A 25,906-nucleotide genomic window follows, 5' to 3' on the forward strand; every position below is an offset into this window, starting at 1 on the left:
CCACCCCCTTTTTCCCCCCCCACCTCCCACACCCCTGGCGACGCGGAAACCCCAGCCCCGCCGGCGTTTGAGGCGCGGGCGCGGTAGCGCCGTGTCTGTAGCCGCGCCCGGCGATGGAGGGCGAGAACGGTTGAAGGGCGGGGAGGGGAACCTGCCCCGCGCAGCGGCACAGCACCCGCGGGCGACCCACCGCCCCGGCCAAGGGCACCGGCCCCGCACCGCGCGAGCGGCGCGACAAGAAAGGGCGGCGGCGCGACAAGAAAGGGCGCGGCGCGTCAAGAAGGCGTGGGCGCGTTCTCCGGGTGGTGGCAGGCCGCCTGGTGGCCCGGCTTGATGGTGAGCAGCGGCGGTTCCTGCTTCGCGCAGAGTTCCGTCGCCTTCCAGCACCGCGTGTGGAAGCGGCAGCCGGCCGGCGGGGAGATCGGCGAGGGGACGTCGCCCTTGAGCAGGATGCGGCCGCTCTTCACCCCGCGCCGCCTCGGGTCCGGGACGGGGACGGCGGACAGCAGGGCGTTCGTGTACGGGTGCATCGGGGACTCGTACAGCGACTTGCGGTCCGCCAGCTCCACGATCTTGCCGAGGTACATCACCGCGATGCGGTCCGAGACGTGCCGGATGACCGACAGGTCGTGCGCGATGATCACGTACGTCAGGCCGAGCTCCTGCTGGAGGTCGTCCAGGAGGTTCACCACCTGCGCCTGGATCGACACGTCCAGCGCCGACACCGGCTCGTCCGCGACGACCAGCTTCGGCTTCAGCGCCAGGGCGCGCGCGATGCCGATGCGCTGGCGCTGGCCGCCGGAGAACTCGTGCGGGTAGCGGTTGTAGTGCTCCGGGTTCAGGCCGACGAGCGAGAGGAGGCGCTGGACCTCCTTCTTGACGCCGCCCTCGGGCGTGACGCCCTGGAGCTTGAAGGGGGCCGAGACGATGGCGCCGACCGTGTGCCGCGGGTTCAGCGAGCCGTACGGGTCCTGGAAGATCATCTGCACGTCGCGGCGCAGCGGGCGCATGCCGGCCACGCCGAGGTGGGTGATGTCCTTGCCCTCGAACTCGATGCGCCCGCTGGTCGGCTCCAGCAGCCGCGTGATGAGGCGGCCCATCGTCGACTTGCCGCAGCCGGACTCGCCGACGACGCCGAGGGTCTCACCCCGCCGCACGTCGAAGTCGATCCCGTCGACCGCCTTGACGGCGGCGGTCTGGCGGCTCAGCAGCCCCTTGCTGATGGGGAAGTGCTTGACCAGGCCGGTGACCTTCAGCAGCGGTTCCGCCTCGGCGACGGCCGTCGCCGAGTCCTGGGCGGCGGTGTCCTTCTTCATGTCCGTCACAGCTTCGGCGCAATCTCTTCGGTCCAGATCCGGGTCCGCTCCTCCTGCGACATGTGGCAGGCGGACCAGTGCCGGCTGTCGTCCTGGGTCAGCTCGGGCCGCTGGGTGCGGGTGATGCCCCCCTTGGGCACGTCGGCGTAGGGGCACCGGGGGTTGAACGCGCAGCCGCTCGGGATGTTGATGAGGCTGGGCGGCGAGCCCTTGACCGGGATCAGCCGCTCGGTCTGGTCGCGGTCGATGCGCGGCATGGAGCCGAGCAGTCCCCAGGTGTAGGGGTGGCGGGGCTCGTAGAAGACCTTCTCGGCGGTGCCGCGCTCGACGCACCGGCCGCCGTACATCACGAGGATCTCGTCGGCCATCTCGGCGACCACGCCGAGGTCGTGCGTGATCATGATGACCGCGGAGCCGAACTCCTTCTGCAGGTCGCGGATCAGGTCGAGGATCTGCGCCTGGACGGTGACGTCCAGGGCGGTGGTCGGCTCGTCCGCGATGAGCAGTTCGGGGTTGTTGACCAGCGCCATCGCGATCATCGCGCGCTGGCGCATGCCGCCGGAGAACTCGTGCGGGTACGCGTCCACGCGCCGGTGGGGCTCCGGGATGCCGACGCGGTCGAGCATCTCGACGGCGCGGGCGCGGGCCTTCTTCTTGTCGACGTCGTGGTGGGTCCGGTACGCCTCGACGATCTGCTTGCCGACCGAGTAGTACGGGTGCATCGCGGACAGCGGGTCCTGGAAGACCATCGCCATCTTGCGGCCGCGCAGCCGGCGTACGTGGTCGGCGTCGGCGCTGACGAGGTCCTCGCCGTCGAGCACCACCTGGCCCGAGATGTCCGGGCGGCTGCGCGCGTTGCCGGTGCGGTGCAGGCCCATGATGGCCAGCGAGGTCACCGACTTCCCGGAGCCGGACTCGCCCACGATGCCGAGGGTCTTGCCGCGCTCCAGGTCGAAGGTGAGGCCGTCCACGGACTTGACCAGGCCGTCGTCGGTCGGGAAGTGGACCTTGAGGTCGCGCACGGAGAGGAAGGGGGCCGCGTCGGGCGCGCCGCCCTGCTCGGGCACGAAGGCCGGCTGGTCGGAATGGTTCTTGGTCACGTCAGCCTCACGCGCGGGTCGATGACGGCGTACAGCAGGTCCACGATCAGGTTCGCCAGCACCACGAAGAGCGCGGCGAGCAGGGTGACCCCCATGATCACGGGGAGGTCGCCGGCGCTGATGGCGGCCACGGCGGCCGTGCCCAGGCCCTGGAAGTTGAAGGTGGTCTCGGTGAGCACCGCGCCGCCGAGGAGGCCGCCGAGGTCCAGGCCGAACATGGTGACGACCGGGGTGAGCGTGGAGCGCAGGGCGTGCTTGCGGATGACCACGCTCTCCTTGAGGCCCTTGGCGCGGGCGGTGCGGATGTAGTCCTCGCCGAGGACCTCGAGCATGGTCGCCCGGGTGATGCGGGCGTAGGTCGCGGCGAAGAGGAAGGCCAGGGTGACCCAGGGCAGGATCATGCTGTTGAGCCAGGCCAGCGGATCCTCGGTCAGGGGCTGGTAGTTGGAGACGTCCAGCCAGCCGAGGCTGTACACGAAGAGCGCGGGAGCCACCATGCCGGTGAAGAAGATCGGCAGGGAGACGCCGGCGAGCGCGCCGACCATGACGGTGCGGTCGATGGCGGTGCGGCGTTTGAGTGCGGAGATCACGCCCGTGGCCACACCGGCGATCACCCAGATCACGGCCGCCCCGAGGGCGAGCGAGAGGGTGACCGGGATCCGGTCCATCATGGTCTCCCAGACGGGCGCCTCGGTCTTGAAGGAGTAGCCGAAGCAGGGGGCCGCACAGTGGGTGATCTCGGTGCCGCCGTCGTAGTCACGGCCGGCGAAAATGCCCTTGACGAAGAGCAGGTACTGCTCGGAGATGGGCTTGTCGAAGCCCATCTTCACGCGGATGCCCGCCAGGGCGGTCTCGTTGGTCTCCCGGCCTGCGTACATGAGCGCGGGATCGCTGCCGGTCAGCTTCGGGACCGCGAAGAAGATGCCGAAGGTGACCACGGAGACCACCAGCAGCGTGGCGGCGACGTTGAACAGCCGCCGTATGAGGTAGACGAGCACTGCAGTCGGCCGCCCGGGGCTGGTGGCCGCCGCCCCTCGTGGGGGCGGCGGCCAGCGCCTGCGGCCTTCACCTGCCCTTCGGACTAGCGCATGTGCGGTGAAGGCACTTACTTACGTGCTGAGTTGCGGTTGCGTGCCCGGCGCTCGGCCGGGCTGCCCGGCTGCCCGGCTCATCGCCGGGCAGCCTGCTGGTCCTGCTGGTTCTGGCGACTACTGCTTGATGCCCACGGTGGCGAGGTCGATCTTGCCGAAGGACTCGTTGAAGAAGACGTTCGTCAGGCGCGGGTTGTGGTAGACGAGCGCCTTGTCGAAGTTGATCGGCAGGTAGAGCGCCTTGTCCATGACCTTCTTGTTGATCTCCGTGTAGAACGGAGCAGCGGCCTCCGGGGTGGCGGCGGCAGCGGCCTTGTCGAACAGGCCGTTGATCTCGCTGTCGTTGACCTCGGTGTAGTTGTTGTTGCCGTTCGGCAGGATGAACGATCCGTCGACCAGCGGCTGCAGGAAGCCCGCGCCGGAGTTGTAGTCGGCGCCCCAGCCCATGACGATGATGCCGTAGCCCTTCTTCTTCACGTTCTCGGGCGAACCGATCGTGGAGGAGGAGAGCTTGCCGTCGAACTGGTCGATCGTGGCCTTGATGCCGACCTTGGCGAGCGAGGCCTGGAGGGACTCGGCCGTCTTCACCTCGGGGGCGCGGTTGTTGCGCACGGCGATGACGGTCTCGAAGCCGTCGGGCTTGCCACAGGCCTTGAGGGCCTCCTTGGCCTTGGCCTCCTGCGGCTTGCCCTTCGTCAGGCCGAAGGGGTCGAAGCCCTTGTCCGAGCCGGGGACGCCGGCCGGCAGCATGTTCGCGCCGAGGTCACCGCTGGTCGGGCCGCCGCGGGCGGTCTGGAGGGACTTCGGGTCGGCCGCGTAGATGACGGCCTTGCGGCACTCGATGTTGTCGAACGGCGCGACCGTCTGCGGGAAGGCGAAGTAGCGGATGTAGCCCGTGAACGGGTTGTCCGCGTTCTTCTTGAGGTTCTCGTCCTTGAGGATCTTGTTCTTCGCGGCCTGCTGGACACCGGTGCCGTCGACGGCCATGTCGATGTCGCCCGAGAGCAGGCGCTGGTCCATGTCGTCCGGGTTGGTGGTGACCGTGAAGGAGACCTTGTCCGGCAGACCCTTGCGGATCGGGTCCGTCTTCGGGTCCCAGTTCTCGTTGCGGACGAAGGTCGCGCCCTTGCCGGCGGTGAAGCTCTCGACCTTGTAGGGGCCCGTGGAGATCGGCTTGTTGGTGTAGGTGGCGCCCGTGTCCTTGCCCGCCGGGACCGGCGAGGAGGACGGCATGGCCAGCAGGTAGCTGAAGTCCGAGTTCGCGCTCGCCAGGTTGAAGACGATCGTCTTGTCGTCCGGCGTCTCGACGGTCTTCAGACCCATCTTGTTCGGGTCGGTGTCCTTGTACGGGCCGGGGTACTTCTGGCCCTGGTCCAGGAGGTCGATCAGGTAGGTCGGGCCGCCGGACAGCACGTCCTGCGCGAAGACGCGCTCGACGCCGTACTTGATGTCCTTCGAGGTGATCGGCGTACCGTCCTCGAACTTCACCCCGTCCTTGAGCTTCAGGGTGTAGGTCTTGCCGTCGTTGCTGATGACCGGCAGGGCCTCGGCGAGGTCGGGGACGACCTTGGTGCCGTCCTTGCCCGGCTTGGCGTCGTAGGCCAGCAGGCTGCGGACGTAGAGCCGCTGCATGTTCCAGACGAAGCCGTAGTAGGCGCGCGCCGGGTCGAGGTAGTCGACGTCCTGCGGGGACCAGAGCTTGAGCTCGCCGCCCTTGGCGTCCGAGGGGTTGATCACGGCGGTGGCGGCACCGCTGTAGCCCTTGCCGCTGTCGCCGTCGGCCTTGTCGTCCTTCTTGTTCTCGGTGCCACCGCACGCGGCGGTCATCGAGAGCGCGGCGATCACGGCGGTGATCGCGAGAGCCTGCTTTCTGCGGATCACGGTTGTCCAACCTCCATAGGTGGTGAATCGAAGAAGCGGTTCAGCTGCCCTTGGGGTCGAGTGCATCACGCAGCCCGTCCCCGAAGAGGTTGAACGCCAGGACGGTGATGAAGATCGTCATACCGGGAACCACCATGTACATGGGGTCGTCCTGGTAGATGGGGACGGCGTCGGAGAGCATCTTTCCCCAGGAAGCGGTGGGCGGCTTGACGCCGGCGCCCAGGAAGCTGAGGGCCGCTTCGGTCAGGATGTTGGTCGGGATGATCAGCGTGGCGTAGACGAGGATCGGCGCGACCAGGTTCGGCAGCAGCTCCTTGAGGAGGATGTAGCCGCGGCCGGCTCCGAGGCTGCGCGCGGCCTCGACGTACTCGCGCTCCCGCAGGGAGATCGTCTGGCCCCGGACGATGCGGCCGATGTACGGCCAGCCGAAGAAGCCGATGACGAGGATGAGCACGCCCATCCGGACGCCGGAACCCTCGAACCCCCACACGGAGTTGGGGACCACGGAGACCAGGGCGATGGTGAACAGCAGCTGGGGGAAGGCCAGCAGCAGGTCCATCAGGCGACTGATGATCCCGTCCACCCAGCCGCCGAGGAAGCCGGCGAGGGCGCCCAGGAGGCTGCCGAGGACGACCGAGACGAAGGCCGCCAGGAAGGCGACGACCAGCGAGATGCGGGCGCCGTAGACGATCCGGCTGAACACGTCGCGTCCGTTGGTCGGTTCGACGCCCAGCAGGAAGTCGGAGCTGATGCCGCCGAAGGAGCCGAGCGGCGTGCCCAGGTCCGGATCGATCATGTCCTCGTGGAACTCGTTGGGGTCGTGGCCCAGCAGGTTCACGATCAGCGGCGCGAAGACCGCCACCAGGATCAGGAGGATCACGATCACGCCGCCGGTCAGCGCGACCTTGTCGCGCTTGAGCCGCATCCAGGCGATGCGGCCGGGCGAGCGGCCTTCGATGGCCTTGGCAGGGACGTCGGCTACGGACACGGGTGCGGGTGATTCCGCGTCCGTGTCGTGCAGTGGTGCCGTCATCGTGGTGGGGACCCCTCTCGGCCGACGGGTGGGTCGGCCCATGCCCGCCGCTGTGGCGGCGTTGGTGCGGAGTGGCGTTCCAGTGCTCGGGGCACGTGAACGCGTACGAGGTGCGAGGTGCTGGCAGTGCTGGCAATGCGGCCGTGCTGTGGGTGGAGCAGGGTGCGGTGCGTGCGGTGCGGTGCAGCTGAAGTGCGGGAAGTGCGGAAGTGCCGCGTCGGGACGAGCGGCGAAGTCCACGTGCCGAACCGCGTCCTGGAGGACTGACCGGCTCTTGGGTGGGGAGTCTTCATCGGGCGCTCGACCAGCCGCCAGACCCGCAGATGAATGGATGCGCAACCGTGATCTGAGGCCGGGGTTCCCGTTATCCGGACTCCGCTCACGGCTCAGCGGAGCAAGACCGTCCGTTCGGTACGCAAACGGACATCACGGCCAACTCCGTGGAGGAGTGCGCCAATTGGACGCCCACCTGCGGCTATATCCGGACAAGGCGAAGGCCGCCGGGAACCGTGGTTCCCGGCGGCCTGGTGTCCGTCGGACGGGGCTGTCTCAGGGTGCGGGCGCACCCCGGAAATCCCTGTAGGAAGCTCGGGAAAGCGTCCCCGGAACCTCTGGAGGGGGTCAGTAGGCGGCGGCCTGCCCCTCGCGGTCGTAGAAGGGCCGGGTCTGCGCGCGCAGCCACATCGCCACCGGATCGTGCTCGTCCGCGAGCGCGACCGTGCACACCGGAACCCCCTCGGGCACGGCGCCGACCGACTGGCGCATCATCTCCCGTACGGATTCCAGCGCGGGCGCCGAGGCGTCGTACAGGTCGAGCCCCACCGCGAGGTACGCCGACCCGAGCGAGGGCTGCACCCAGGCGCGGCGCAGCGACCGCACGGCCGGCGTGCGGTGGGCGTGCTGGGTCAGCAGCCCGTAGAACTGCGGGAGCTCCAGGGCCGGCTCGGACAGCCGCAGCGGCCCCGCCGGCATCCGGTCCAGGCCGGTGGCGACCCGGCGCAGGTCGGCCCAGGGGATGCCGAGGCCGCCGCCCTGGGCGTGCGGGTTGACCCAGAGCCCCCAGCGGTCGGGGTAGAGGGCGCGGGCGATGTCCCGGCCCGTGACCACCTCGTAGCCGCGGTTCCAGCCGCTCGCGGCCAGCTCCTGCGGGGAGGTCACGCAGGGGGCGTAGCCCAGCCCCTCGACCTCCATGCCGCCGTACTGGGCGTCCGGTGAGCCCGGCTGCCCCTGCCACAGGAGCATCCACAGCCGGCCCTCGGCGAGGGCGTGCAGGAATGACTCATAGCTCTCATAGCGCCCGGGAGTCACCTGGCGCAGCATGTGCTCGACCTGCCCGGCCGCGGCCGTGCCTGACGCACTCACCCGGTACCCCTCTTCGTCTTCGTCCGCCCGTCGTCCACACGTCCCGACCAGCTTAAGCGGCGCTACGGGAGGTAGAAGGGGCGTACGCGCTCACGAATCCACTCCGTGACCGGGTCCTCGGCGGCGTCCAGCAGGATCAACTGCACCGGCCAGGGCGCCGGTACGCGGGCCAGGGCGCGGCCGAGCGCCTCCAGCGGGGCGTTCCGGGACTCGGGATCCCATCCCGTCAGGCGGACACCGATGTAGAGCTGGGGGTCGCCGCCCTCGACGCTGGCGAGGCAGCGGTGCGCGGCCGCGACCGCTGCGGTGGCCCGGAACTCCTCGGCGGCGGCGGCGAGGAAGTCGACCGGGTCGTCCTGCCAGTCGGGCTCGAAGAGCCGGACGCGGCCGCCGGTGGCCGGGCCGTCGAGTTCGGTGCGGCCGGTGCGGCACAGCTCCGCGACGGCGGCCGGGGGCAGCGGGACCCCGACGGCGCCCTCGGGGTTCAGGGCGATGCCGAGCTGCGGGGGCAGGCCGCGGGCGAACTCGACGGCGGGGGCGACCGCGCAGGCCATGGCGGGGCCGGCGGCGAAGCGGAACTGGGCCTCCGAGCTGTAGACGGGGACGTACGCCGCGCCGTCGATCAGCATCGTGGGGAGGTCGAGGGAGGCGCTGTCGGGCCCGCCGCCCTGGGGGAGCGGCACCCAGACCTGGCTGCGGCCGAGCGCCTCCATGATCCGCGGGCCGGCGTCCGCCCGGCCGAGCGCCGCCCCGAGCACCTGCTCCAACTCGTTCGCCGGCCAGCCGTTGCCTTGCGCCTGCATCTGCCCGTGCCTCCGTGTGGTTCCGCCCTGTGTGACCCCGAGGCTATCGGGGCCGGGGCACGCCGGGAGCGCCGGTCCGGCCACTGCCGGGTTGCCGCTGCGCGGGGCGGGGAGGGGACCGCTCCGCGCGGCGGCGGCCGTCAGCCCCCGAAGGCGATCCGGGTCAGCGCGGCGGCGGAGGGGCGGTCCAGGAGGGTGACCGAGGCGCACCCGCGCGGGGGCCGGCCGGCTTCCGCTCCGCGCAGGAGGCGGGACACCGCCCCCCGGTGGCGGGCGAAGGCGTACGCCGAGACCCGCCGGCCCCGGACCGCCTGCCCGGACAGGGCCTCCTCGGGGCTGGTGTCCAGCAGCAGCAGGTGCAGCGCCCGCCCCCGCCGCCGGGCGACGGCGGCCAGCAGGCCCCGCACCCACGGCTGGGTGCCGCAGTCGTGGACCACCACAGAGGCGCCGGAGCGCAGCTCGCGCCACAGCGCCCCGTAGTGCGCGGCGCGGACCAGCGGCCGGTACACCGCGTACGGCAGGCCGGACGGCATCCGGCGCTCCCAGCGCTCGCGGGTGTCCTGCGAGTCGATGCCGACGTCGGCGGCCCGCTTGATGAGGGTGCTCTTGCCGCCGCCGGGCAGCCCGGACACCACCACGATGTCCCCGGCGGCATAGCTCAGCCGGTGCGGCCGCGCGGACTGTCCGCGCAGGTCACGGACCGGGCCGCCGCCCGCCGCGGGCCGGGCGGCGCCCCGTTGCGCCGCGACCGCCCCGACGGCGCCTGTAGTCGTAGCCACTCCGAGTCTCCGCACAGTGATCGTCTCCCCCGAATCGGGCCGCGAGGGCCCCATGCCCACTGAATGTAAAGAGACGGTAATCCGACGGCCCCGGTTGCGGTCGGGCGTTCCACAGCGCGGACGGCCGGCCCCGTCCCGGACCGCACGTTCTTCCGGGCCCCACTGCCCTCTCCCGCCCGTCCCGTGCAATGATGTGCGCCATCTGGACACCAAACTGCATACCGGCCGCTTGAATCCGCGCGGGAGAGTCCCGGCAGGCCGCGAGGCCGTGCCCGGGCGCCGAAGGAGCAAGTACCTCCCTTGAATCTCTCAGGCCCCGTACCGCGTGGATGAGGCAGATCTGAAAAGCGAGCCCCGCCGCGTCCGTCCCCGGACGGCCCGGCGCGTGCTCCACCCAAGGTGCAAGTCGGCGTTCCCCCTCCGGGAACTCTCGGCGAACCTCTCAGGTTCCGATGACAGATGGGGAGGAACCTCCTCGTCATGTCATGCCCTGGGACCCGGGAGCCACACCCATGAGCACTGCCCCCCGTCTGACCGCGCTCGACGCGCTGCACCGCTCGCTCGGTGCGACCATGACCGACTTCGCGGGCTGGGACATGCCGCTGCGCTACGCCAGTGAGCGCGACGAGCACAACGCCGTGCGCACCAACGCCGGCCTGTTCGACCTGTCCCACATGGGCGAGATCACCCTGACCGGCCCGGAGGCCGTGAAGGCGCTGGACTACGCGCTCGTCGGGAACATCTCCACCGTCGGCGTCGGCCGCGCCCGCTACACGCACATCTGCCGCGAGGACGGCGGGATCCTCGACGACCTGATCGTCTACCGCCTCGGCGAGACCGAGTACATGGTCGTCGCCAACGCCTCCAACGCCCAGGTCGTGCTGGACGCGCTCACCGAGCGCGCCGCCGGCTTCGACACCGAGGTCCGCGACGACCGTGACGCGTACGCGCTGATCGCCGTCCAGGGCCCGGAGTCCCCCGGCATCCTGAAGTCGCTCACGGACGCCGACCTGGACGGCCTGAAGTACTACGCGGGCCTGCCGGGCACCGTCGCGGGCGTGCCCGCGCTGATCGCCCGTACCGGCTACACGGGCGAGGACGGCTTCGAGCTGTTCGTCTCCCCCGAGCACGCCGTGGAGCTGTGGCAGGCGCTGACCGAGGCCGGCAAGGACGCCGGTCTGGTGCCGGCCGGCCTGTCCTGCCGCGACACGCTGCGCCTGGAGGCGGGCATGCCGCTGTACGGGCACGAGCTGACCACCGCGCTCACCCCCTTCGACGCCGGGCTGGGCCGGGTCGTGAAGTTCGAGAAGGAGGGCGACTTCGTCGGCCGCGCCGCCCTGGAGGCAGCCGCCGAGGTCGCCGCCACCAAGCCGCCGCGCAAGCTGGTCGGCCTGGTCGCCGAGGGCCGCCGCGTCCCGCGCGCCGGCTTCCCGGTGGTCGCGGGCGGCGAGGTCATCGGCGAGGTGACCTCCGGCGCCCCGTCCCCGACGCTGGGCAAGCCGATCGCGATGGCGTACGTCGACGCGGCGCACGCCGCGCCCGGCACCTCCGGCGTCGGCGTCGACATTCGCGGTACGCATGAGCCGTACGAGGTCGTGGCCCTGCCCTTCTACAAGCGGCAGAAGTAACCCTCGTACCGGGCTCCACCGTCTCAGCACGCAAGACCACAGTTCGTATCCACCTCCCCGCATCCAGGAGAATCAGGTCATGAGCAACCCCCAGCAGCTGCGTTACACCAAGGAGCACGAGTGGCTGTCGGCCGTCGAGGACGGCGTCGCGACGGTCGGCATCACGGAGTTCGCGGCCAACGCGCTCGGTGACGTCGTCTACGCCCAGCTCCCCGCGGTCGGCGACACCGTCACCGAGGGCGAGACCTGTGGCGAGCTGGAGTCGACCAAGTCGGTCAGCGACCTGTACTCCCCCGTCTCCGGCGAGATCACCGAGTTCAACCAGGACGTCGTGGACGACCCCTCGCTGGTGAACTCCGCCCCGTTCGAGGGTGGCTGGCTGTTCAAGGTGCGCCTGTCGGAGGAGCCGAAGGACGCGCTCTCCGCCGACGAGTACGCCGCGCTCACCCACTCCGACAACTGACACCCCAGGGGCCCCTGAATGTCCGTTCTGAACACCCCCCTCCACGAGCTCGACCCTGACGTCGCCGCCGCCGTCGACGCCGAGCTCGCGCGCCAGCAGTCGACCCTGGAAATGATCGCGTCGGAGAACTTCGCTCCGGTCGCCGTCATGGAGGCCCAGGGCTCGGTCCTGACCAACAAGTACGCCGAGGGCTACCCGGGCCGCCGCTACTACGGCGGCTGCGAGCACGTCGACGTGGTCGAGCAGATCGCCATCGACCGCATCAAGGCGCTGTTCGGCGCCGAGGCCGCGAACGTCCAGCCGCACTCGGGTGCGCAGGCCAACGCCGCCGCGATGTTCGCGCTGCTGAAGCCGGGCGACACGATCATGGGCCTGAACCTGGCCCACGGCGGTCACCTGACCCACGGCATGAAGATCAACTTCTCCGGCAAGCTCTACAACGTGGTCCCGTACCACGTCGACGAGACCGGCGAGGTCGACATGGCCGAGGTCGAGCGCCTCGCCAAGGAGTCCAAGCCGCAGCTGATCGTCGCCGGCTGGTCCGCCTACCCGCGCCAGCTGGACTTCGCCGCGTTCCGCCGGATCGCGGACGAGGTCGGCGCGTACCTGATGGTCGACATGGCGCACTTCGCCGGCCTGGTCGCCGCGGGTCTGCACCCGAACCCGGTGCCGCACGCCCACGTCGTCACCACCACCACGCACAAGACCCTCGGCGGTCCGCGCGGCGGTGTCATCCTGTCGACGCAGGAGCTGGCCAAGAAGATCAACTCCGCGGTCTTCCCCGGTCAGCAGGGCGGTCCGCTGGAGCACGTGATCGCCGCCAAGGCGGTCTCCTTCCTGGTCGCGGCCTCGCCCGAGTTCAAGGAGCGCCAGGAGCGCACCCTGGAGGGCGCGAAGATCCTCGCCGCCCGTCTGGTCCAGGACGACGTCAAGGCCGTGGGCGTGGACGTCCTCACCGGCGGCACCGACGTGCACCTGGTCCTGGTCGACCTGCGCAACTCCGAGCTGGACGGCCAGCAGGCCGAGGACCGCCTCCACGAGGTCGGCATCACGGTCAACCGCAACGCCATCCCGAACGACCCGCGGCCCCCGATGGTCACCTCGGGTCTGCGGATCGGTACGCCGGCCCTCGCGACCCGCGGCTTCGACGCCGAGGCCTTCACCGAGGTCGCCGAGATCATCGCGCAGGCGCTGAAGCCGAGCTACGACGCCGCCGACCTCAAGGCGCGCGTCTCGGCCCTGGCCGCGAAGTTCCCGCTGTACCCGTCGCTCTAGGCACGGCTCTGGGGGCCCGGCCTTGTTCTCCACAAGGCCGGGCCCTTTTCATGACCGGAGCCCGGACGCCCGCCCCGGACGCCCGCCCCGGGCGCCGGACCGGTCCCGCACCCGGGCGGCCCGGCCACGCAGGGCGACTCCCCCGTCACGCCCTCCGGCCGTCCCGGCACCGGAACGCGATCCGGCTCACGCCCTGCGGCCCCGTCCGGGAGGCGAACCGTTCATCTCCACGCGTTACGCTCGTCTGCCGGACAAAATCCGCAGATCCCCCGTCTCGATCACCACACCCCTGCCCCCTCCCCACCCCACGAGCAGACAAGGGAGTCCGCCAGTGGCCATCTCCGTCTTCGACCTCTTCTCCATCGGCATCGGCCCGTCCTCCTCCCACACGGTCGGCCCCATGCGCGCGGCGCGCATGTTCGTGACGCGGCTGAAGAAGGACGGCGTCCTCGCCCAGACCGCCTCCGTGCGGGCGGAGCTCTTCGGCTCCCTCGGCGCGACCGGCCACGGGCACGGCACGCCCAAGGCGGTCCTGCTCGGCCTGGAAGGCCACTCCCCCCGCACCGTGGACGTCGAGACCGCCGACGACGAGGTGGAGCGCATCCGCAAGAGCGGCAAGCTGCGTCTGCTGGGCACGGAAATAGGCGGTGCCCACGAGATCGACTTCGACGAGCCCAGCCAGCTGATCCTGCACCGCCGCCGCTCGCTGCCCTACCACGCGAACGGCATGACGCTCTTCGCGTACGACGCCTCCGGCGCCCCGCTGCTGGAGAAGACCTACTACTCGGTGGGCGGCGGCTTCGTCGTGGACGAGGACGCGGTCGGCGAGGACCGGATCAAGCTCGACGACACCGTGCTGAAGTACCCCTTCCGCTCGGGTGACGAGATGCTGCGCCTGGCCAACGAGACCGGCCTGTCGATCTCCTCCCTGATGCTGGAGAACGAGAAGGCCTGGCGCACCGAGGAGGAGATCCGCGAGGGCCTCCTGGAGATCTGGCGCGTCATGCAGTCCTGCGTCTCGCGCGGCATGTCCCGCGAGGGCATCCTCCCGGGCGGCCTGCGCGTCAAGCGCCGCGCCGCGTCCACGGCGCGCCAGCTGCGCACCGAGGGCGACCCGATGATGCACCGCAGCGAGTGGACGACGATCTACGCGATGGCCGTCAACGAGGAGAACGCGGCGGGCGGGCGCGTGGTGACCGCCCCCACGAACGGCGCGGCGGGCGTCCTTCCGGCGGTCCTGCACTACTACGTGAACTTCGTGCCCGGCGCGGACGAGGAAGGCGTGGTCCGCTTCCTGCTGGCCGCGGGCGCGATCGGCATGCTCTTCAAGGAGAACGCCTCGATCTCCGGCGCCGAGGTCGGCTGCCAGGGCGAGGTGGGCTCCGCCTGCTCGATGGCCGCGGGCGCCCTCGCCGAGGTGCTGGGCGGCACCCCCGAGCAGGTGGAGAACGCCGCCGAGATCGGCATGGAGCACAACCTCGGCCTGACCTGCGACCCTGTCGGCGGCCTCGTCCAGATCCCCTGCATCGAGCGCAACGGCATGGCCGCCGTCAAGGCCGTCACCGCCGCGAAGATGGCGATGCGCGGGGACGGCAGCCACAAGGTCTCCCTCGACAAGGTCATCAAGACCATGAAGGAGACCGGCGCCGACATGAAGATCAAGTACAAGGAGACGGCGCGCGGCGGCCTCGCGGTCAACGTCATCGAGTGCTGATCCGCGAAATCAGGAAATGACCTCCGATTCGGGGTTTGGACCGAGTTGATCACGCTTGCGAGGGAAGTGGCCGGTCCGGGCTGGTTTCTCGATGATCACGTGCGCCAGTCTGGTCACGCGACGTCGCGTCACCCCCGGGCGGTAGGCCAACCGCCCTACCCCCTTGCTGTTTTGCGTACTGGAGGCTTCACCATGGCAGGCATCCGCAGCATCCGCGTGATGGCGGCGCTCGCATCGCTCCCCCTCGCCGCCGCGCTCTTCACCGGCACGGCCCAGGCGGACAACGGGGCCGGCGCCGCCGGCACCGCCTCGAACGCCTCCCTCGCCGGGATCCTCGGCAGCGGAGTGGGCGGCAGCAACCTCGGCAACTCCTCCACCGCGCAGCAGGTCGCGTCGGGCTTCGGGGCGTCGAACCAGAACAACGGCGCCCAGGCCAACGGCTCCGGCTTCACCGCGGTCGGCCAGTCCAACAACCACGACTCGCTGATCTACAACCCGCTGCCGTAGCGGCCGGCCGCGCGGCCCCGCCGCAGCGTGCCACCGGGCCCGCCCTCCCCCCGGAGGGCGGGCCCTTCGCGTACCCGTGGCCGAAAAGAGGCCCTGCGGCCCGGCGGCTCGGGACCTTCGGCCCCGGAGCGCGCCCCCGGGCCGGGGATAGCGTGCCGGGAGGGGTGCGGGAAGACCCCGCGCGCGACGAGAGGCAGCCGCCGATGGCCACCACCACCGAACAGAGACTCCTGCCGCTGCGGCTGGAAGCCGCCCCCCTGTCCGTCCCCCTGACCGGCCGGTTCGTCTACCGCACGGACCGCCCGTACGAGGTGGCCGTCGACTTCCGGGGCGCCGGGACGCACCTCGCCCGCTGGGTGTTCTCGCGGGATCTGCTGCTCGACGGGCAGAACAGCGCCACCGGCGAGGGTGACATACAGGTGTGGCCCCGCTGGAGCGGCTCGGAGCCGCGCGTCCTGCTCGGCTTCAGCAACGGCGGGCAGGGCTGCGTGTTCTCCGCCCGCGCCAAGGACGTGCGCGAGCTGTGCCGCCGGATGACGGAGCTGGTGCCGCGCGGGCAGGAGCGGCGCCACTACGACCTGGACGCGCAGCTGAGCGCGCTGCTGGCGCACTGAGGCGGCGCGCGTGGAACCGCGCGCGCCGCGGCGGTGTCCTATGAGATGACAGGCAGTCCCCGTCTCACGGAACCGGGGAGACATCATGCGTCACCCGCACCGCCGCCGGATCGTGGCCCTCGCCACGGGTGCCCTGCTCACCGCCGGGCTCGCGCTCTCCGCGTCGCCGGCTTCCGCCGCCACCACGACCACCCGCACCCAGACGCCGCTCGTCGTCAATGCCCGCTGGGGCGGGCACTGCACGTACGACCGGCTCGTGATCGACCTCCAGGGCTACGTGCCCCCGGTCACCGTCACCCCCGTGTCCGAGCTCGTCTACGACGGGTCGGGCCAGCCCGTGCCGCTGGCCGGGAAGTACTTCCTGGAGATCCGCCTGCACCCCGCGGCCGGGCACGACGACGCGGGGCAGAACGTCTACCAGGGGCCCAGGCTCCAGAAGATCTACCTCAGCAAGCTCAAGGGCATGGCCATGACCGGCGACTACGAGGGGTACGTGACCTTCGGCGCCGCTTTCGACACCCCGCCGTCCTACAGCACCTCCGTCCTGCACTCGCCCGAGCGGTTCGTGCTGGACATCGCGCACCCGAACACCTGCTGACCGGAAGGACGCCGGCCGGCGCGGAGCGGGCACACCCCCGTGGCGGGGTGGCCGTCCGCTCCGGGCCGACGGACGTCAGCCCACCGGGGGCCGGCGGTCCGACCGCAGCCGCTCGGCCCCGGCCGAGCCGGGATCCTGGAGCGTTTCGTCGGCGCCGATGACTTCCGGCACCGCGACCAGGAGTTCGTGGAGGAAGTCGTGGAAGCCCTCCGGCGTCGGCGCCGTGTGGTTCAGCGGGTAGACCCCGAACTGCAGGTAGTGCAGGGTCTTGCGGGTCATCTGGGCCGGCGAGCAGACCGAGACCAGGGTGCCGAAGCCCCCGTCCCTGAAGTACGAGGCGGCGACGAAGCACTCGTCCGCCGAGCCGTAGACTCCGGCGTCGCCCTTGTACCGCTCGTTGAGATCATCGCCGTGGACGGCCGAGGGCGGTACCCCGAGCGTCTCCAGGAAGTCCCCGCCGGCCCGGCTGAGGCTCTTCCCGTCCTCCACCCCGAGGTGGCGGTGGCGACTGCCCGGCACGTAGATCTCCACCGGGCGGCCGGCCCTCCGGTACCCCTGGAAGAGCTCGTGCCCGCGCCGCAGCCGGGCCTCGAACTCCTCGCCGGGGGTGGCACCGCCGGCCAGCGGGTGCTGAGCCGCCACCTCGATCAGCACACCGGGCAGGTGGCTCCTTTCCCGCATGAAGGCCCGGGCCACGCCATACCGGTCGCGCCACCGCTCCATCGCGGCGGAGGAGGCCGCCGTGTCGCGCAAGTCCATCGCAGATCGCCTCACGAAATCCTCTTCACTTCGCCGCGCTCCCCGACGATGGCCCAGGTCCGGTCGAAGTGCTTCCAGCAGGCGTCGATCAGACCGAACTCCCGAGTCCCGCGGAGTTCCAGGGACGGGGTCTCCGGCGCCCTCGCCGGCGGCAGGGTCAGCGTGATCCATCCCCAGGTCCGGTCGCACAGAATCATCGTGGACCGCAAGTGCGTGGTGAAGAACCCGATCTCGACCGATCCGGCGCTCGTGCTCCGTTCCCGGGCCTCACGGACGACCGCCCTCAGACGCGCCTCCACCTCGCGCACCTCGGCCGCGATCGGCGAGCGCTGGTCCCACAACGACTCGGACTCGTCGACGTCGGAGAGGAACTGCCCGTCGGGCGTCGGCACCAGGACCCGGATGCGGGCCCCGGCCGAGACCGCCTTCGTCAGGTAGGGCGTCTGGATCTCGATCAGCCGCTTTCCGCTGGTGGACATGATCCCGATCGACGAGGCCTTCCCCAGGTTGTCGCTCAGGGCGTTCCCGGCCTGCCCGTCCACGCTGATCCGGGCCACGCCGATCTGCGTTCCCGGGGCCACCAGGTTCTGCCACTCGGCGGAGAAGGTGTGCGCGGTCGAATTGCCCTTGACCCAGCCCGGCTGGGGGTTGTGCCGCACCGCCAGCCGCAGTGACCTGGTGACGTCATTGCGCAGGTCGGCCGTGGTGCGCCAGGACCTCCACAGCCGCTCGCCGCGCACCTTCTCGCGGAAGACGGCGAGCCGCTGCGCGTCTTCCGGCGCCGGCTCCCAGCTGTCCGTGTGCAGCTCGGCGGGATCGGCGTGGACGAACACCAGGATGGGCTTGCCCAGCGAGCGGGCGTAGTCGTACTCCCGTTCCGTGAAGCCGACGGTGCCCCCGTTGACGTCCCCGTACCGCGCTCCGAGGATGAGGACGAGGTAGTCGCAGTCGTTGATCACCCGCTCGACGACCTCCCAGGCGCCCTCCGATCGTGCGTCGAAGAGCTCCATGCCGGAGGGTATGTAGCCCTCCTTCACGAGCTCGTCGATCACAGCCTCGCGGTGCTGTTTGAGATCGAGGCTGGTCGAGCTCACGAACACCTGGTAGCGGCGCTCGTCCGGGGCGTCACCCACCGGCGGGACCGCATCCGGCCGCGCCGTAGCGTCCGCGCGGGGGCCGGGCTTGTCCGGGCCGTAGTAGTAGTTGTTCGTCACCGAGCTGCGCGGGCCTATGGCGTTGCCGGCGACATCGGCGCCGGCACCGACGCCGCCCCGCACCTCCACGTGCTCGGCCGGCTCCTCGGGTTCGGGCTGTTCCTGCCTCTCACGCCGCCGGAAGCGCGCCGGCATCAGCCGATCACCTCGCCACCCTCGCCCAGCGCGTTTCCGGCGACGTCGCCCCCGGCGGCCACCGCGCCCTCGCCTGTGGCGGACACGGCCCGCCCCGGACCGGACACGCCGTGCGGGGCCCGGGCCGCACCCGTGACCCTGCTGTCGGCGCCGATCGCGTTGCCGGTCACGCTCCCCCCGGCGGCGATCGCACCGCGTCCGCCGGCCCGGACGGTGCCGGGGCCCTCCTGCCCGGTCCGGCGCAGCGCGTACACCGAGGCGATGAGTCCGCCGAGTCCTACGACCGCCCCGACGACGGCGCTCGCACGCTCGGCCGCAGCAGCGTCCCCGAGCGCCGCCCATAGGGTCAACGCGACCGCAACACCAGAACAGAGCAAGGCAGTTGACCAAAACAAAGCCCGCATGCGCGATGTCCCCCATCACTGCGACAACCGGTAGAACGGTAGTACCCGGGCTCCGCTCGCACCACGCTTCGACGCTTCAGCCCGCGTCCGGCTCCGCCGCCCTCCCGGTGGTCAGCGGTGTTCGGGGTTGGGGAAGTCGAAACGGCAGCCGGCGTCCCACAGGGAGCGCTGGTTGCCGTGGGCCGGCATGCCGCCGGCGCGCTTGAGGAGCGCCGCCAGGTGCATCAGGTTCCACGACATGAACGTGGTGTTCCGGTTGGTGAAGTCGTTCTCGGGGCCGCCTGAGCCCGGGTCCAGGTAGGAGGGGCCGGGGCCGGCCTCGCCGATCCAGCCCGCGTCGGCCTGGGGCGGGACGGCGTAGCCGAGGTGCTGGAGGCTGTAGAGGATGTTCATGGCGCAGTGCTTGACGCCGTCCTCGTTCCCCGTGATCAGCGCCCCGCCGACGCGCCCGTAGTACGCGTACTGGCCCTGCTCGTTCAGCAGCGACGAGCAGGCGTAGAGCCGCTCGACGACCTGCTTCATGACGGAGCTGTTGTCCCCGAGCCAGATCGGGCCGCACAGCACCAGGATGTCGGCGTCCATGATCTGGCTGTAGAGGACCGGCCACTGGTCGCTCTCCCAGCCGTGGTCGGTCATGTCCGGCCAGACGCCGGTGGCGATGTCGTGGTCGACGGCGCGGATCAGCGAGGTCCGGGCGCCGGCCGATTCCATGACGGCCCGGCTCCGCGCGATCAGGCCCTCGGTGTTGCTGGTCTCGGGAGAGCGCTTGAGGGTGCAGTTGACGTAGACGGCGGAGAGGTCCGAGTAGTCGAAGGGGTCGGCAGCCACGCCCCCACCCTCCCCGCGGGCCGAGGGGGCCGCCAGCGGGCCGCGTCCGTCCGGGCCGCGGCGGCGCCTGCGGCCCCCGGAGCCGCTAGGCCCTGGCCGGGCGATCTTCGCGGGCCCGCGACGTCCGGCACGGCACCTCGCCGCGTTGTCGGAGCGCGCGAGTACGGCCGAGTACGAGCTGCGCTCCTCCGCCTTGCGATGCACCGCACCAGACCCCGCGGCCTGATCCACGAAGATCGCCCGGACAGGACCTAGAGGGTCTCGATCATGGCGTCCGCGCTGGCGGCGTTCAGCGCGAGCCGTACGTCGGCCAGGGTGACGAGGCGGATCAGGGCGCGGACGTCGTCGCCGTGCGGGTGGGAGGCGAGCGGGTCGTAGAAGAAGACCAGCATGTCGATCTCGCCCTGGGTGACGAGCGCGCCGATCTGCTGGTCGCCGCCGAGCGGGCCGCTGCGCAGCGGGGTGACGTCCAGCCCGATCATGCGGTTGATCAGCGTGCCGGTGGTTCCGGTGCCGTAGAGGCGGTACGGCTTGAGGTCGGCGGCCCGGCGCTCGGCCCAGGCGAGCAGGTCCGCCTTGCGGGCGTCGTGGGCGACCAGGGCGATGCCGCGGGTGCGGTCGGGGCGCTGGCCGGTGCCGGTCAGCCAGGCCGGGTCGGCGAGCGGGAAAAGGTACACGGCGGCGGCGTGCAGTTCCTCGCGGCTGACGGAGCCGTCCCCGTCCGCGTCGATCCGATCGAAGGCGAGGGCGTCCGTGCCCGAGGACAGGCCCGTCGCGCCGAAGAGGCGCTCGTACTCGGCGCGGTCGATGCGGCCGTCGCCGTCCCGGTCGAGGGCGTCGGCGAGGGCGTCGAGGGCGCGCAGGGTGGAGGCGCGGAAGGTGCGGTCGCCGTCGAAGGCGTCACGGGCGGCGGCCGCGACGAACTCCTGCTCGCTGACGCGGCCGCCGCGGTCGGTGTCGGCGGCGGTCTGGAGCTGGGTCCAGAGTTCGTTGTAGGCGTCGAAGAGCGCGGTACGGCGGCGGGTGTCGCCGGGTTCGGTGAGCTGTTCGCCGAGCCGGCCGGCGTAGGCGATGAGGTCTTCGCGGCCGATCTGGCCGTCTCCGTCGAGATCGTAGGCGCGGAACAGCGCGGCGATGCGGGGCAGCCAGTCTTCGGCGGTCACGGCCATGCGGAACTCCCTTTTCGGGCGGGGCGGTTGATGCAGATGGTAGCCGTGTGAACACTTTGAGTGACACTCGAGCGGAATCCGGACACCCGAACGGCCGGATCGGTCCGGGTTGTTAGCGGCCCGTCAGGGCGCATAGGGTCATCTGGCCTTGGTGTTCGGGAAACCGGTGGGAAACCGGTGCGGCCCTCGCCACTGTGATCGGGAAGTCCGGCTCCACTCCCCCGCGGGAAGCCACTGGGCCCGCGCGGGAGACCGCATGGGCCCGGGAAGGCGGAGCCAGGGCATCAGTACCCGTGAGCCAGGAGACCGGCCGGGGCGCGTCGTCCATCCACGAGGTGCTGGAGAGGTCTCCCAACCCATGCATATAGCCGAGGGGTTCCTGCCCCCTTTGCACGCGGTCGCCTGGGGCGCCGCGTCCGCCCCCTTCGTCGTCCACGGGGTCCGCGCGCTGACCCGCGAGGTGAAGTCGAACCCGGAGAGCACGCTGCTGCTCGGGGCGTCCGGAGCGTTCACGTTCGTCCTGTCCGCCCTGAAGATCCCTTCCGTGACGGGCAGTTGTTCGCACCCGACGGGGACGGGGCTCGGGGCCATCCTCTTCCGGCCGCCGATCATGGCGGTGCTCGGCACGATCACCCTCCTCTTCCAGGCGCTGCTGCTGGCCCACGGCGGGCTCACCACGCTGGGCGCCAACGTCTTCTCGATGGCCATCGCCGGCCCCTGGGCCGGCTACGGGGTCTACCGGCTGCTGCGGAAGTCCGGCCTGCCGCTGATGGCGACCGTCTTCTTCGGCGCCTTCTTCGCCGACCTGGTCACCTACTGCGTGACCTCCGTCCAGCTGGCGCTGGCCTTCCCCGACCCGGCGAGCGGTTTCCTCGGCTCCCTGGAGAAGTTCGCGGGCATCTTCGCCCTCACCCAGATCCCGCTCGCGATCAGCGAGGGCCTGCTGACGGTGCTCGTGATGCGGCTGCTGATGCAGTCCAGCAAGTCGGACCTGGTCCGGCTCGGGGTCGCGAAGCTGACCGGCGGCAAGCAGGCGAAGCAGGAGGCTGCGCTCTGATGACCAGGAACGCGAAGATCAACACCCTGCTGCTGCTCCTGGTGGCGGCGCTGGCCGTGATCCCGCTCGCGCTGGGGCTCGGCGACGGCAAGGAGGAGCCGTTCGCCGGCGCCGACGCGCAGGCCGAGGCCGCCATCACCGAGCTGAAGCCGGACTACGAGCCCTGGTTCTCCCCGCTGTACGAGCCCCCGTCCGGCGAGGTCGAGTCCGCGCTGTTCGCCCTCCAGGCGGCGCTCGGGGCGGGGGTGCTCGCCTACTACTTCGGCGTCCGCAAGGGCCGCCGCCAGGGCGCGGCACAGGCCCTCGCGCGGGCCGGGGCCGGGGCCGGGGCCGAGCGGACCCGCCCGACCCCGGAGTCGTAGGCGGTGCTGCCGATCGACGTGGCGGCCCACTCCAGCCGCTGGCGGGGCCGCCACCCGCTGGAGAAGGCCCTGCTGGGACTCGGGCTCACCGTCACCGCGGTGTGCCTGCCGCCCTGGCCCGGCGGGCCGCTGGTGGCCGCCGCGACCTTGGCCGTGCTGCTCGGGCCGGCCGGGGTGGCCCCGCGGCAGCTGTGGCGGGCCTTCCGGATCCCGCTGGGCTTCTGCGTGACCGGGGCGCTGCCGCTGCTGGTGTCGGTGGGCGGCCCTGACGGGTTCCTCGCCCTGGCCCCGGACGGGCCCCGGCAGGCGGCGGAGCTGCTGCTGCGCACCTCGGCGGCCTCGCTCGGGGTGCTGCTGTTCGCCTTCACGACCCCGGTCTCCGACGTGCTGCCCCGGCTGGTGCGGGCCGGGGTGCCGGCGCCCGTGGTGGACGTGGCGCTGGTGATGTACCGGATCGGATTCCTGCTGCTGGACTCGATGGCGCAGGTCCGGCGCGCCCAGGCGGCCCGGCTGGGGCAGACGAGCCGGGCGGCGGTGTGGCGTTCGCTGGCCGGGCTCGCGGCCACCTCGTTCGTCCGGGCCTTCGACCGCGCGGCCCGGCTCCAGGAGGGGCTGGCGGGGCGCGGTTACGACGGCGCGCTGCGGGTGCTCGTGCCCGACGCGGCGCTGTCCCGGCGGTTCCTGACGTGGTCCGCCGCCCTGCTGGCCGCCCTGGTCGTGGGGACCCTCGTACTGAAGGAGCTGTGTCTGTGACCCCGTTGGTGGAGCTGGTCGGCGCGGGGTACGCGTACGAGGACGGCCCGGCCGTGCTGTCCGGGGTGGACTTCGGCATCGCCGAGGGCCGCGCGCTGGTGCTGCTGGGCCGCAACGGCAGCGGCAAGACCACGCTGATGCGGCTGCTGAGCGGCGGGCTGCGGCCCGGCTCGGGGGCGCTGCGGCTCGGCGGCGCGGAGGTGGCGTACGACCGCAAGGGCCTGGTCCGGCTGCGTACCTCGGTGCAGCTGGTGGTGCAGGACCCCGACGACCAGCTCTTCGCCGCCTCCGTGGAGCAGGACGTGTCCTTCGGCCCGATGAACCTGGGGCTGCCGGCGGCGGAGGTCCGCGAGCGGGTGGACGCCGCGCTGGCCGCCCTGGACATCACGGCGCTGCGGGACCGCCCGACGCACCTGCTGTCGTACGGGCAGCGCAAGCGCGCGGCGATCGCGGGCGCGGTGGCGATGGCCCCGCGGGTGCTGATCCTGGACGAGCCCACGGCCGGGCTGGACCCGGACGGGCAGGAACGCCTCCTGGACGTCCTCGCGGGCCTGCGCGCGGCCGGCACCACGGTGGTCATGGCCACCCACGACGTGGACCTCGCGGTGCGCTGGGCCGACGACGCGGCCGTGCTGACCCCGTCGGGGATCCGTACGGGACCGGCCGGGGAACTGCTCCGCGACCCGGAGCTGCTCGCGTCGGCGGGGCTGCGGTCGGCGTGGGCACCGGTGGTCGGCGCGTTCCTGCGGGCCCGGGGGGTGCTGGCGGACGGGGCGCCGGGGCCGCGGACCCCGGAGGAGCTCGCGGCGCTGGGCTGAGGACGGGGCGGACCGCCGGTACCGGGGGCGACCTACGATGGCGGCATGTCGCTGCCGCACGCCATCCTCACCGCCCTGCTGGAGAAGCCCTCGTCGGGGCTGGAGCTGACCCGGCGGTTCGACAAGTCGATCGGCTACTTCTGGTCCTCGACGCACCAGCAGATCTACCGGGAGCTGGGGCGGCTGGAGGAGGCGGGGCTGATCCGGGCGCTGCCCAGCGAGGTGCCCGTGCGCGGGCAGAAGAAGGAGTACGAGGTGCTGCCCGACGGCCGCGTGGAGCTGGCGCGGTGGGTGGACGAGAGCCAGGACCCGAAGCCGGTGCGGGACGCGCTGCTGCTGCGGATCCGCGCGGCGGCGGTGGTCGGCCCGCAGCGGCTGGGGCCGGAGCTGAGGCGCCATCTGGAGCTGCACCGGGCGCAGTTGGCCACGTACGAGGCCATCGAGGCGAAGGACTTCCCGGCGGGGCGGGACGCGGCCGCGGACCGGCTGCGCCGGCTCGTGCTGCACGGCGGCATCGCCCTGGAGGGCTTCTGGCTGAGCTGGCTGGAGGAGGCCCTGTCCGAGGTGGAGGCCCTGTCGTCCGGGGCGGACGGCCCGGCGCGGGCCGGGGCGCCGGAGGGCGGGGCCTGACGCGCCCCCGCCCCGGCGGGCGGGGCGGAGGCGGACGCGCCGCGCTTACTTGTTCAGGGAGGCCCAGAACTCGTCGAAGCTCATCAGCTTGTCGCCGTCGCTGTCCTTGGCGGCGATCACGGAGTCCGCGACCGCAGCGGTGACGTAGTGGTCACCCATCGCCTTCATGGCCGCGCTGTACTCGTCGGCCGTGACGAAGCCGTCACCGTTCACGTCGAACTTGTCGAACGTCGCCCGTGCGCTCTCGATGTCAGCCACTGGGTCCACCCCTTCTCGGTGCTTGTTGACCGGCTCAGGGTAGCGGCCCCGGGCCCGCCAGGCTCCCGCGGGTCCCGTTCGGGCGGCAGAAAGATATTCAATTACCCGTACGCAAGCTGCGGGAACAGCTCGCCGGATAGGCGGAAGCAAGAATTCCAGCCAACAAGTCCGTCTACCACTTGTCACGCTCCGGGATCACGGCATAACGTACCGGCATTGCCGCCACACCAGGAGCGCCGGGCTCCCAGGGACATGCGGCAACAAGGGCGATCACAGGTGACGATCACAGCTGACGCATCATTCGAAGTTCTGCCCTTCACCCGTACCTGCCGCCATATCCGGGAAGACGGCGACCATGTGCTCATAGGCGTGAGCCCCGGAAACAGCTACTTCAGCGCCGAGCGCGTGACCAGCCTCGCCCGATGGGCCGTGAGCCGGTTCGCGCAGGTCGACTTCGTCTACGCGGACCTCCACGTGGACCGGATGTTCGCCGCCTTCGGCTACACCCCGGAGCACGCGGGCCGACGCGCCTTGAAGGAGATCAAGGCGGTTCGCAGGAGGATCATCAAAGGCGTCGAGGATTCGGGCCCCCAGCACGCCGAGATCCGAGTGAGAGCGCTTTCCGAGTTCCAGGCCAACCCGGTCCACCAACTACTGCACCGGCGCGTACTGCATTTCCTGGAGACCGATGACGCATTCCGCAAGGGCTGCGAGGAAATGGCTCTGCGTTTCGTCGGGTCGAAGTTGCCCGAGGGTGAATCAATGGCGGATTCCCAGTTGCGGGTGTGTTTCGACTACCTGGCGGCCGGGCTGCCCTTCTTCATCGAAACTCCCAGCATTCTCGACGTGCCGTCCTCCGTGGCGGCCTACCACGTCAGGACGCCGATGACCGACGTCCTCTTCGCCCGTGGCGGGGGCCTGCGCGCGACCCGCGACCAGGCGTACGCCGTCGTGCGCCCCGGGGCCGGCGCCGCGGACGGCACCACCACCGCAGCGGTCTCCGCCGAAGGGAGCGCCGATGAGCGTCGAGCAGCTTGAGGGCGGCGGCGCCCCGGAGCAGCCGCTCCTCGACTTCCCGCTCTCGCGGCGCGGTGACGTCCTGCCGCAGGAGTGCTCCTGGCTGCGCGAGAAGGCGCCCGTCGCCCCGGCCTCGGCGCCGGCCCGGGCCCACGCCGAGATCGCGCTGGAGGTGCTGGTCGAGCGGCTGCCGGGGCTGCGCCTCGCGGTGCCGGCGGAGAACCCGGTGTGGCGTACGGGCTTCGTCAAGCGGCTGCCCGAGCGGCTGCCGGTCGCCTGGTAGCGGCCTCAAGGACACGGTGTCCCGGGTGCTGTGCGAGCTCCCGGGGCACCGTCGC

The 25,906-nt window shown here is 71.4% G+C and carries 28 protein-coding genes and 2 riboswitches; of the genes, 14 read left to right on the forward strand and 14 right to left on the reverse strand.

Going from position 1 to position 25,906, the window contains the following annotated elements; all coding sequences use genetic code 11:
* Positions 1 to 275: 275 nt before the first annotated feature.
* The 8 genes from ACZ7IF_RS20140 to ACZ7IF_RS20175 all read right to left on the reverse strand — a co-directional run bounded on the left by ACZ7IF_RS20140 (position 276) and on the right by ACZ7IF_RS20175 (position 9,419).
* Positions 276 to 1,316, reverse strand: coding sequence for an ABC transporter ATP-binding protein (locus ACZ7IF_RS20140; protein ID WP_470972957.1), 1,041 nt, complete (start codon positions 1,314 to 1,316; stop codon positions 276 to 278).
* Positions 1,317 to 1,321: 5 nt separating this feature from the next.
* The gene (locus ACZ7IF_RS20145) at positions 1,322 to 2,383 is read right to left on the reverse strand and encodes an ABC transporter ATP-binding protein (RefSeq protein WP_470973270.1); all 1,062 of its coding nucleotides are present in this window, start codon (positions 2,381 to 2,383) and stop codon (positions 1,322 to 1,324) included.
* Positions 2,384 to 2,412: 29 nt separating this feature from the next.
* Positions 2,413 to 3,414, reverse strand: a complete 1,002-nt coding sequence (locus ACZ7IF_RS20150; protein WP_470972959.1) for an ABC transporter permease — start codon at positions 3,412 to 3,414, stop codon at positions 2,413 to 2,415.
* Between the two features lie 210 nt (positions 3,415 to 3,624).
* Complete coding sequence (locus tag ACZ7IF_RS20155) at positions 3,625 to 5,334, reverse strand: ABC transporter substrate-binding protein (RefSeq protein WP_470973273.1); 1,710 nt, start codon at positions 5,332 to 5,334, stop codon at positions 3,625 to 3,627.
* A 94-nt stretch (positions 5,335 to 5,428) separates the two neighbouring features.
* Positions 5,429 to 6,421 carry an ABC transporter permease gene (locus ACZ7IF_RS20160; RefSeq protein WP_470972960.1) on the reverse strand — a complete coding sequence of 331 codons (993 nt, stop codon included), beginning with the start codon at positions 6,419 to 6,421 and terminating at the stop codon, positions 5,429 to 5,431.
* A 621-nt stretch (positions 6,422 to 7,042) separates the two neighbouring features.
* Entirely contained in the window at positions 7,043 to 7,783 is a 741-nt protein-coding gene (locus ACZ7IF_RS20165; RefSeq protein ID WP_470972962.1) for an enhanced serine sensitivity protein SseB C-terminal domain-containing protein, read from the reverse strand.
* 62 nt (positions 7,784 to 7,845) lie between these two features.
* Entirely contained in the window at positions 7,846 to 8,586 is a 741-nt protein-coding gene (locus tag ACZ7IF_RS20170; RefSeq protein ID WP_470972964.1) for an enhanced serine sensitivity protein SseB, read from the reverse strand.
* A 140-nt stretch (positions 8,587 to 8,726) separates the two neighbouring features.
* Positions 8,727 to 9,419: an AAA family ATPase gene (locus ACZ7IF_RS20175; RefSeq protein WP_470972966.1), complete on the reverse strand. Its 693-nt coding sequence runs from the start codon at positions 9,417 to 9,419 to the stop codon at positions 8,727 to 8,729.
* A gap of 176 nt (positions 9,420 to 9,595) precedes the next feature.
* Positions 9,596 to 9,699, forward strand: a riboswitch (glycine riboswitch).
* 178 nt (positions 9,700 to 9,877) lie between these two features.
* Between ACZ7IF_RS20175 and gcvT the strand changes: the two genes are divergently transcribed.
* The 7 genes from gcvT to ACZ7IF_RS20210 all read left to right on the forward strand — a co-directional run bounded on the left by gcvT (position 9,878) and on the right by ACZ7IF_RS20210 (position 16,164).
* The gene (gene gcvT, locus ACZ7IF_RS20180) at positions 9,878 to 10,993 is read left to right on the forward strand and encodes a glycine cleavage system aminomethyltransferase GcvT (protein WP_470972969.1); all 1,116 of its coding nucleotides are present in this window, start codon (positions 9,878 to 9,880) and stop codon (positions 10,991 to 10,993) included.
* Positions 10,994 to 11,072: 79 nt separating this feature from the next.
* Positions 11,073 to 11,456 (forward strand): glycine cleavage system protein GcvH, encoded by a 384-nt coding sequence (gcvH, locus tag ACZ7IF_RS20185; protein ID WP_470972971.1) that lies wholly within the window; start codon positions 11,073 to 11,075, stop codon positions 11,454 to 11,456.
* An 18-nt stretch (positions 11,457 to 11,474) separates the two neighbouring features.
* Entirely contained in the window at positions 11,475 to 12,731 is a 1,257-nt protein-coding gene (gene glyA, locus ACZ7IF_RS20190) for a serine hydroxymethyltransferase (protein WP_470972973.1), read from the forward strand.
* Positions 12,732 to 13,062: 331 nt separating this feature from the next.
* A complete protein-coding gene (locus ACZ7IF_RS20195; RefSeq protein ID WP_470972975.1) occupies positions 13,063 to 14,445 on the forward strand; it encodes an L-serine ammonia-lyase in 1,383 nt (460 codons plus the stop codon).
* 192 nt (positions 14,446 to 14,637) lie between these two features.
* The gene (locus tag ACZ7IF_RS20200; protein WP_470972977.1) at positions 14,638 to 14,952 is read left to right on the forward strand and encodes a hypothetical protein; all 315 of its coding nucleotides are present in this window, start codon (positions 14,638 to 14,640) and stop codon (positions 14,950 to 14,952) included.
* A gap of 203 nt (positions 14,953 to 15,155) precedes the next feature.
* Positions 15,156 to 15,566: an SsgA family sporulation/cell division regulator gene (locus ACZ7IF_RS20205; protein ID WP_470972979.1), complete on the forward strand. Its 411-nt coding sequence runs from the start codon at positions 15,156 to 15,158 to the stop codon at positions 15,564 to 15,566.
* Between the two features lie 85 nt (positions 15,567 to 15,651).
* Positions 15,652 to 16,164, forward strand: coding sequence for an AMIN-like domain-containing (lipo)protein (locus tag ACZ7IF_RS20210; RefSeq protein ID WP_470972981.1), 513 nt, complete (start codon positions 15,652 to 15,654; stop codon positions 16,162 to 16,164).
* 75 nt (positions 16,165 to 16,239) lie between these two features.
* Here ACZ7IF_RS20210 and ACZ7IF_RS20215 read toward each other — a convergent pair whose 3' ends face one another.
* The 5 genes from ACZ7IF_RS20215 to ACZ7IF_RS20235 form a co-directional block, all read right to left on the reverse strand.
* Complete coding sequence (locus ACZ7IF_RS20215) at positions 16,240 to 16,923, reverse strand: hypothetical protein (protein WP_470972983.1); 684 nt, start codon at positions 16,921 to 16,923, stop codon at positions 16,240 to 16,242.
* Positions 16,924 to 16,934: 11 nt separating this feature from the next.
* Positions 16,935 to 18,272: a DUF4062 domain-containing protein gene (locus tag ACZ7IF_RS20220; RefSeq protein WP_470972985.1), complete on the reverse strand. Its 1,338-nt coding sequence runs from the start codon at positions 18,270 to 18,272 to the stop codon at positions 16,935 to 16,937.
* Complete coding sequence (locus ACZ7IF_RS20225) at positions 18,272 to 18,622, reverse strand: hypothetical protein (RefSeq protein WP_470972987.1); 351 nt, start codon at positions 18,620 to 18,622, stop codon at positions 18,272 to 18,274. The genes ACZ7IF_RS20220 and ACZ7IF_RS20225 overlap by 1 nt, the downstream gene beginning before the upstream one ends.
* A 165-nt stretch (positions 18,623 to 18,787) precedes the next feature.
* On the reverse strand, positions 18,788 to 19,504 hold the full coding sequence (locus tag ACZ7IF_RS20230) for a flavodoxin family protein (protein WP_470972989.1): 717 nt from the start codon (positions 19,502 to 19,504) through the stop codon (positions 18,788 to 18,790).
* A gap of 251 nt (positions 19,505 to 19,755) precedes the next feature.
* Positions 19,756 to 20,673: a methylglyoxal synthase gene (locus ACZ7IF_RS20235; protein ID WP_470972991.1), complete on the reverse strand. Its 918-nt coding sequence runs from the start codon at positions 20,671 to 20,673 to the stop codon at positions 19,756 to 19,758.
* Between the two features lie 132 nt (positions 20,674 to 20,805).
* A riboswitch (cobalamin riboswitch) is annotated at positions 20,806 to 21,002 on the forward strand.
* A 29-nt stretch (positions 21,003 to 21,031) separates the two neighbouring features.
* Between ACZ7IF_RS20235 and ACZ7IF_RS20240 the strand changes: the two genes are divergently transcribed.
* From ACZ7IF_RS20240 to ACZ7IF_RS20260, 5 genes are read left to right on the forward strand one after another with little or no spacing between them, the layout of a single operon-like run.
* Complete coding sequence (locus ACZ7IF_RS20240; RefSeq protein ID WP_470972993.1) at positions 21,032 to 21,730, forward strand: energy-coupling factor ABC transporter permease; 699 nt, start codon at positions 21,032 to 21,034, stop codon at positions 21,728 to 21,730.
* On the forward strand, positions 21,730 to 22,092 hold the full coding sequence (locus ACZ7IF_RS20245; RefSeq protein ID WP_470972995.1) for an energy-coupling factor ABC transporter substrate-binding protein: 363 nt from the start codon (positions 21,730 to 21,732) through the stop codon (positions 22,090 to 22,092). Before ACZ7IF_RS20240 ends, ACZ7IF_RS20245 begins: the two co-directional genes overlap by 1 nt.
* Before the next feature lie 3 nt (positions 22,093 to 22,095).
* On the forward strand, positions 22,096 to 22,845 hold the full coding sequence (gene cbiQ / locus ACZ7IF_RS20250; protein WP_470972997.1) for a cobalt ECF transporter T component CbiQ: 750 nt from the start codon (positions 22,096 to 22,098) through the stop codon (positions 22,843 to 22,845).
* Entirely contained in the window at positions 22,836 to 23,663 is an 828-nt protein-coding gene (locus ACZ7IF_RS20255; protein WP_470972999.1) for an energy-coupling factor ABC transporter ATP-binding protein, read from the forward strand. Before cbiQ ends, ACZ7IF_RS20255 begins: the two co-directional genes overlap by 10 nt.
* 45 nt (positions 23,664 to 23,708) lie before the next feature.
* Complete coding sequence (locus tag ACZ7IF_RS20260) at positions 23,709 to 24,293, forward strand: PadR family transcriptional regulator (RefSeq protein ID WP_470973001.1); 585 nt, start codon at positions 23,709 to 23,711, stop codon at positions 24,291 to 24,293.
* Between the two features lie 45 nt (positions 24,294 to 24,338).
* On the opposite strand, the gene ACZ7IF_RS20265 is transcribed toward ACZ7IF_RS20260, so the two are convergent.
* Positions 24,339 to 24,551, reverse strand: coding sequence for an EF-hand domain-containing protein (locus ACZ7IF_RS20265; RefSeq protein ID WP_007266682.1), 213 nt, complete (start codon positions 24,549 to 24,551; stop codon positions 24,339 to 24,341).
* Positions 24,552 to 24,827: 276 nt separating this feature from the next.
* Here ACZ7IF_RS20265 and ACZ7IF_RS20270 point away from each other — a divergent pair, with 276 nt between their 5' ends.
* Both ACZ7IF_RS20270 and ACZ7IF_RS20275 read left to right on the forward strand, forming a co-directional pair.
* Positions 24,828 to 25,589, forward strand: a complete 762-nt coding sequence (locus ACZ7IF_RS20270; RefSeq protein ID WP_470973003.1) for a tRNA-dependent cyclodipeptide synthase — start codon at positions 24,828 to 24,830, stop codon at positions 25,587 to 25,589.
* Positions 25,570 to 25,851, forward strand: coding sequence for a hypothetical protein (locus tag ACZ7IF_RS20275; RefSeq protein WP_470973005.1), 282 nt, complete (start codon positions 25,570 to 25,572; stop codon positions 25,849 to 25,851). The genes ACZ7IF_RS20270 and ACZ7IF_RS20275 overlap by 20 nt, the downstream gene beginning before the upstream one ends.
* Positions 25,852 to 25,906: the final 55 nt, after the last annotated feature.

Source organism: Streptomyces sp. NPDC037421 (assembly GCF_055602105.1).

Bases quoted from the DNA above. Each gene is read 5' to 3' on its own strand.
- ACZ7IF_RS20240 (WP_470972993.1), top strand. From the start codon at position 21,032: ATGCATATAGCCGAGGGGTTCCTGCCCCCTTTGCACGCGGTCGCCTGG.
- ACZ7IF_RS20205 (WP_470972979.1), top strand. From the start codon at position 15,156: ATGGCCACCACCACCGAACAGAGACTCCTGCCGCTGCGGCTGGAAGCC.
- ACZ7IF_RS20235 (WP_470972991.1), bottom strand. From the start codon at position 20,673: ATGGCCGTGACCGCCGAAGACTGGCTGCCCCGCATCGCCGCGCTGTTC.
- glyA (WP_470972973.1), top strand. From the start codon at position 11,475: ATGTCCGTTCTGAACACCCCCCTCCACGAGCTCGACCCTGACGTCGCC.
- ACZ7IF_RS20160 (WP_470972960.1), bottom strand. From the start codon at position 6,421: ATGACGGCACCACTGCACGACACGGACGCGGAATCACCCGCACCCGTG.
- ACZ7IF_RS20175 (WP_470972966.1), bottom strand. From the start codon at position 9,419: ATGGGGCCCTCGCGGCCCGATTCGGGGGAGACGATCACTGTGCGGAGA.
- ACZ7IF_RS20200 (WP_470972977.1), top strand. From the start codon at position 14,638: ATGGCAGGCATCCGCAGCATCCGCGTGATGGCGGCGCTCGCATCGCTC.
- ACZ7IF_RS20155 (WP_470973273.1), bottom strand. From the start codon at position 5,334: ATGACCGCCGCGTGCGGTGGCACCGAGAACAAGAAGGACGACAAGGCC.
- ACZ7IF_RS20220 (WP_470972985.1), bottom strand. From the start codon at position 18,272: ATGCCGGCGCGCTTCCGGCGGCGTGAGAGGCAGGAACAGCCCGAACCC.
- ACZ7IF_RS20260 (WP_470973001.1), top strand. From the start codon at position 23,709: ATGTCGCTGCCGCACGCCATCCTCACCGCCCTGCTGGAGAAGCCCTCG.
- ACZ7IF_RS20210 (WP_470972981.1), top strand. From the start codon at position 15,652: ATGCGTCACCCGCACCGCCGCCGGATCGTGGCCCTCGCCACGGGTGCC.
- ACZ7IF_RS20275 (WP_470973005.1), top strand. From the start codon at position 25,570: ATGAGCGTCGAGCAGCTTGAGGGCGGCGGCGCCCCGGAGCAGCCGCTC.
- ACZ7IF_RS20170 (WP_470972964.1), bottom strand. From the start codon at position 8,586: ATGCAGGCGCAAGGCAACGGCTGGCCGGCGAACGAGTTGGAGCAGGTG.
- ACZ7IF_RS20140 (WP_470972957.1), bottom strand. From the start codon at position 1,316: ATGAAGAAGGACACCGCCGCCCAGGACTCGGCGACGGCCGTCGCCGAG.
- gcvT (WP_470972969.1), top strand. From the start codon at position 9,878: ATGAGCACTGCCCCCCGTCTGACCGCGCTCGACGCGCTGCACCGCTCG.
- ACZ7IF_RS20215 (WP_470972983.1), bottom strand. From the start codon at position 16,923: ATGGACTTGCGCGACACGGCGGCCTCCTCCGCCGCGATGGAGCGGTGG.
- ACZ7IF_RS20245 (WP_470972995.1), top strand. From the start codon at position 21,730: ATGACCAGGAACGCGAAGATCAACACCCTGCTGCTGCTCCTGGTGGCG.
- gcvH (WP_470972971.1), top strand. From the start codon at position 11,073: ATGAGCAACCCCCAGCAGCTGCGTTACACCAAGGAGCACGAGTGGCTG.